The organism is Microvirga sp. 2TAF3 (assembly GCF_052114965.1).
Lineage (GTDB): Bacteria > Pseudomonadota > Alphaproteobacteria > Rhizobiales > Beijerinckiaceae > Microvirga.
Window position 1 is genome coordinate 1 of sequence record NZ_JBFRFT010000006.1, and the last position, 5,000, is coordinate 5,000.

General features: G+C 61.3%; 3 protein-coding genes and 1 pseudogene (1 of these 4 running past the window's edge). 2 read left to right on the forward strand and 2 right to left on the reverse strand.

Annotated elements, in window-relative coordinates; genetic code table 11:
- Positions 1-563 precede the first annotated feature (563 nt).
- Together AB4Y97_RS07855 and AB4Y97_RS07860 are read right to left on the reverse strand one after the other, a co-directional pair.
- On the reverse strand, positions 564-1,760 hold the full coding sequence (locus AB4Y97_RS07855) for an IS91 family transposase (RefSeq protein ID WP_441998700.1): 1,197 nt from the start codon (positions 1,758-1,760) through the stop codon (positions 564-566).
- Positions 1,761-1,770: 10 nt separating this feature from the next.
- Positions 1,771-2,679, reverse strand: a pseudogene (locus tag AB4Y97_RS07860) (tyrosine-type recombinase/integrase).
- Positions 2,680-3,495: 816 nt separating this feature from the next.
- On the opposite strand from AB4Y97_RS07860, the gene AB4Y97_RS07865 reads away from it, so the two are divergent.
- Together AB4Y97_RS07865 and AB4Y97_RS07870 are read left to right on the forward strand one after the other, a co-directional pair.
- Positions 3,496-3,798, forward strand: coding sequence for a hypothetical protein (locus AB4Y97_RS07865; protein ID WP_441998476.1), 303 nt, complete (start codon positions 3,496-3,498; stop codon positions 3,796-3,798).
- 382 nt (positions 3,799-4,180) lie between these two features.
- A protein-coding gene (locus AB4Y97_RS07870) for a tyrosine-type recombinase/integrase (protein WP_441998477.1) crosses the window boundary here: on the forward strand, positions 4,181-5,000 show its 5' portion. It continues 677 nt past the right edge of the window; 820 of the gene's 1,497 nt are visible here — the first part of the coding sequence; the start codon lies at positions 4,181-4,183; the stop codon falls past the right edge of the window.

A 5,000-nucleotide genomic window follows, 5' to 3' on the forward strand; every position in this document is an offset into this window, starting at 1 on the left:
TGTGTGCGGCCTCATCATGGGTCTGGAGCCCACCTGTCATTGTGAGCTTCAGTTCTTTGCGCTCGGACGTTGCCAAGAAAGAGCCGGCCGACATGATCAGTATCCCCAAGATATCCAGCCCTCCCACGGTCTCGGCGAACACCGCCACGTCGAGCAAGGACAGTGACGACCTCCAGCAAGGCTGGAACAGGAAGGTCGGCTCCTGTGAAGGGTTTCGGATGCCGGTCATCGCGACGTAGGCACATGCACCGGGGCTGGCGTCCGAAAGCCTCCAGGGAACGAACCCGCGGGATGCCGATCGCAGGTTTTGGCCTATGGGGATTTGATGGTTATGCCTGATCCGCTGTGGTCGGATAAACGCGTTTGGCGAGATGGATGTGGGGGTTCGGCCGGTGGCCAGGGCGCGTGAAGCCCGCGCCGGTTGCGATGCGGCTGTTGACGAGCGGTTGCTTTCAGCGTTGCGGCCCGTAGGACCCAGGCCCGCGAGCTCAGTCGCACGCAGCGATCGGGCTGCCGATGGGGAGTGCCTGCGGTAGCATTGCAATCCGGTTTGTGGTTCGAGCTCATGGCGTCTGTGTCCAGGGCGGTGCGCGGGCATGGTGGCCGCGCGCGAATGTCTCGACGACGATCATGCGGCTGCCGCAGCATGGGCAGCGCAGCCTCCTGTCCGTGGATGCGGCGGGGCCGGCCTTGTCTGTGTCACCGCAGTCCGTCTCAGGCTCCGGCACGGCGAGCAAGGCGCGGGCCCGCAGGATGTTCGCCTTGCGGCCGGCGCTGGCGAGAAGGCCGTAATGGCGAATGCGATGGAAACCCTTGGGCAGCACGTGGAGCAGAAAACGCCGGATGAACTCGCCCGCATCGAGCGTCATCACCTGGTAGCGCTCAGCGCCGTTGCGGCGATAGTCCTTGCAGCGGAAGGTGACACCCCTCTCGTCGAGCGAGATCAGCCGAGAGTTGGAAATCGCGACGCGATGGGTGTAGCGCGACAGATAGGCCAACACAGCCTCAGGTCCTGCGAAGGGAGGCTTGGCGTAGACGAACCAATTCTTCCTGCGCAGGGGCGCCAGGACGGCGGCAAAGGCACGGCGGTCGCTGAGACCCTCATGATCGCCGAAGAGCTGGAGATGCCCGGCCGCATGGGCGTCGGCGAGCTTTGACAGGAACAGCCGCCGGAACAGCCGCGAGAGCACGCGCACGGGCAGGAGGAAGCCGGGCCGGCACGCCACCCACCGCTCACCGTCGAGCGAGAAGCCGCCGCCGGGCACGATCATGTGGACATGCGGGTGGTGGGTCATGGCCGAGCCCCACGTATGGAGCACGGCGGTAAGACCGATGCGGGCGCCGAGATGCTTCGGATCGGCGGCGATGGTCAGCATCGTCTCGGAGGCGGCCTTGAACAGCAGATCATAGATCACGGCCTTGTTGTGCCAGGCGATGGCGGCCAACCGGGCCGGCAGCGTGAACACGACGTGGAAGTAGCCGACCGGTAGCAGATCGGCTTCTCGCGCGGCGAGCCAGTCCCGGGCCGCGGCGCCCTGACACTTGGGGCAGTGCCGGTTGCGACAGGAATTATAGGCGATGCGGATGTGGCCACAGTCCGCGCAGGCCTCAACATGGCCGCCGAGGGCTGCGGTGCGGCAGGCTTCGATCGCCGCCATCACTTTGATCTGGCCAAGACTGAGATGGCCGGCATGGGCCGCCCGCCAGGCGGCGCCATGGCGATGGAAGATATCGGCGACCTCGAGCGACGGGCGGCGCACCGCCGCCGCGTCATCCGTCCGGCCTTGCCTCGTCCTGTGGCCCAAGCCAGATCCGGTCGAGCGGGCTCATGACAGTGCGGATCGTCGTGGTGGCGACGCGGGCATAGAGCGCGGTGGTATCGAGCTTGGCATGGCCGAGCAGGACCTGGATGACGCGAATGTCGATGTCCTGCTCCAGCAGATGCGTGGCGAAGCTGTGGCGCAGCGTGTGCGGCGTCACCCGCTTCTGGATCCCGGCGGCTTGGGCCGCGGCGTGGACGGCGCGGTTCACCTGACGGGTCGACAATGGCGTGACCGGATTGCGGCCCGGGAACAGCCAGCCCTGTGGCAGCATCAGGCCGCGGCGGCTTCCCTCCCGCCACCAGGCGCGCAGGAGCCCGAGCAGTTGCGGGGACAGCATGGCATGGCGGTCCTTGCGGCCCTTGCCCTGCTCGACCCGGATCAGCATGCGCGTGCTATCGATGTCGGTCACCTTGAGCGACACGATCTCGGAGACGCGCAGTCCGGCGCCATAGGCCGTGCCCAGTGCGGCCCTGTACTTGGGACCCGGTGCCGCTTCGAGCAGCCGCGTCACCTCCTCGATACTCAGCACCAGCGGCAGCGTGTGCGGCTGGCGGACGAGCGCGAGACGGCGGGCGAGATCGGGCCGGTCCAGCGTCACGGTGAAGAAGAAGCGCAGCGCCGCGACGGCGCTGTTGATGCCTGGAGGCTGGAGGCCTGCCTACGTCTGATGCAATTGGAACCGACGCAGGTCCTCGGCTGTGGCCTTGTCGGGTGAGCGGCCGAGGAAGGCGGCGAAGGTCTTCACATATCGGATGTAGTCGTGCTGGGTCTTCTCGGTGAAGCCGCGCACGGTCATGTCCTCGATCATGCGCTGACGCAAGGCGGTGCCAGACGAAGGCGACGGGTGGACGATCATGAGGCGCTCCTCTCAAGCTGAAGGTTGATCCTTCATGCTCGGAGGCGGAGCAGCCTCCGTCACCCCTGATCGATCACAGGCTCACTGACGCCAGAGGCTAAGCGTCAGCCTTGAAACACGCACCCTCCCGCGCGAGCGGGTTCGTTCCCTGGCACATCTCGGAAGTAGGCCAGAGGTCCGCTTCGGGGCCGAATACGGCCCTCGACCGAGACAGCCTCGGAGATCGTCCCCTAAGTGTCCCGGTTCTGCACGTTCGCGCGAAAGGGGGCAGCATGGGTGAAACTATTGGTGCTCGCAACGTAGAACCCCGTGCGGAGATGTCCGGGATCCCAGTCCTAGGACGGTCTGAGCGGGAGCGAGGAATCCTTCAAGAGCCGATGAGTTGCCCCACAGTTCTCCCACAGGATGACCCTGCACAATAGCATTCGAACTCAAGAGACATGAAGCGCAATGCGTTGAATTCGTTGCGATTCATGATGCAAGAACGATGCTCATAACGGTGGTTGTGGGTTTGAGTTCTGTTTGGCCTAACAAAGCAGCAGGTCTCCAGGTATGAATTCTGTCGAAGGGCAAGGATTTCCCGGGAGATCAATCCCTTCCCGGGGTCCTCCACCTTGATCCCTCGCACTCCGGGACAGGAGGCTGGCACGAAGGACTCGAAGCCCAGGATTCCTGTTTGGACATCCGTGCTCTTTATCTAGTCAGGACGGTGTTGGAGCCGTCCGGACGTGGATCAGCCTCATTTCCAATGGCCTAACAAGCGTGCTTGAGCAGTAAGGCACAGCTTTCTAGCTTAGGCAGGGAACGGAGCCCTGCGTGGAGGTCAGTATAGTCACTTTGAAGATTGATCCCGTCGGCGCCATGTCAGCCGAGCAGCTTGGCCTATCCATTGCTGCCCCAAGTTCGCTCTTTCATCGCAAAATACGACGTTGCTTGATCGCGCATATTGCTAGGTACTCGGTAAAAGGACAGCATCTGGTGCGACACTTCAGCATTGCGATACATAATGGCATTCGCGAACAGGTTTGTTTACCTATAAAGGTCGCGGAATTCAGCCTGGACAAGATGGTATTTGCAGCGGAGGTGGAAAGTATCTCCGGAGGACTCGTGGAATTATGAGATGAATATACGAATCCTCTTGTGACTTGGTGAGTCCTTGTTCTCTAAGAATTCGATGTTAACGTGGACTTATTCGGCATAAATTGGCAATGTTGTTAAATTAAATGAACGAATGTATTAAATATTCGTAACATAAGTAAATTTTCCATAATAAAGATCTTTGTTATGCTTGGCGAAATGTGCCACCTTTCGGGCGATAACCCGCTGGATGCACTGCATGCACCTAATGGACGGCGTTCTCCCACAAAGTCTCTCGTGCAGGCAAGCGCACGCAAACGGCTGAAGCTGTGACCCGTCTCCATGGAGCGGGCAATGGCGCAACCCGATTGCGACCTCTCGGGCAGCACTTGTTCGAATGTGCTCGGTCGAATGGACGTGTCCCATGACCAACAAGACCTGTACGGGCTACACCCGAAAGCGCCTCCGCCTGAGGAAGAAAGACCTTAATAGAGCGAGGAATATAATTGCCCGTGGAAAGGTGCCGGGGCGTGGGCTCGAGTGGGCCGATGAGGGCTGTCAGGGCCTAGCGCTGCGTATTACGCAGCAAGCTGCAACTTGGTACTTCCGGCACCGCGCAAGGACGGTGCGACTCGGCACTATTGACATCCTGACCGTTCCCGCCGCCCGCGAGGCGGCCGCGCGGACGAAGCTGCAACTTAAGGATGGACGTGATCCCCGGCCGGACCTTCGTGTGTATGAAAATGCCCTCGCCACGTACGACGGCAATGTACAGATTGCCAGCGACGCGGCATGGCCGGTATTTGACAGCGAGCCGTCGAACGATGAGCGGAGGAGGCGCGGGCCTTGGTTATGGAGTAATCTGCGGGATGAATTCCTGGCAGTGAAGAAGGAAAGCCTCAGTGAGAGGTATTTTCCCGCCTACGAACGCTATTTGTGGCACCCAGCCTTCGACGAAATTGCCTCTCGGATTGTCTCGACTCTCACAATCGATGACTTGGAGCAGGTTCGCGACAGCATTCTGGAGACCAGCACTCCATCCGCGGCCAAGCGATCTGTTGATCAAATGAGGAATGCCTTGACGTGGGCGTGGAAGCAAAAGGGCCGGCTCAGCGGGCTCAACAAGGCGCAATATCCGTGGTGGGCGCGCCTAGCAGTCGACTATCATTCCAACAAACGGCAGCACACGCCCACCATAGAGGAACTCGCCCGGACCCTTGTCCTTGCCGAAAGTTATCGGACCC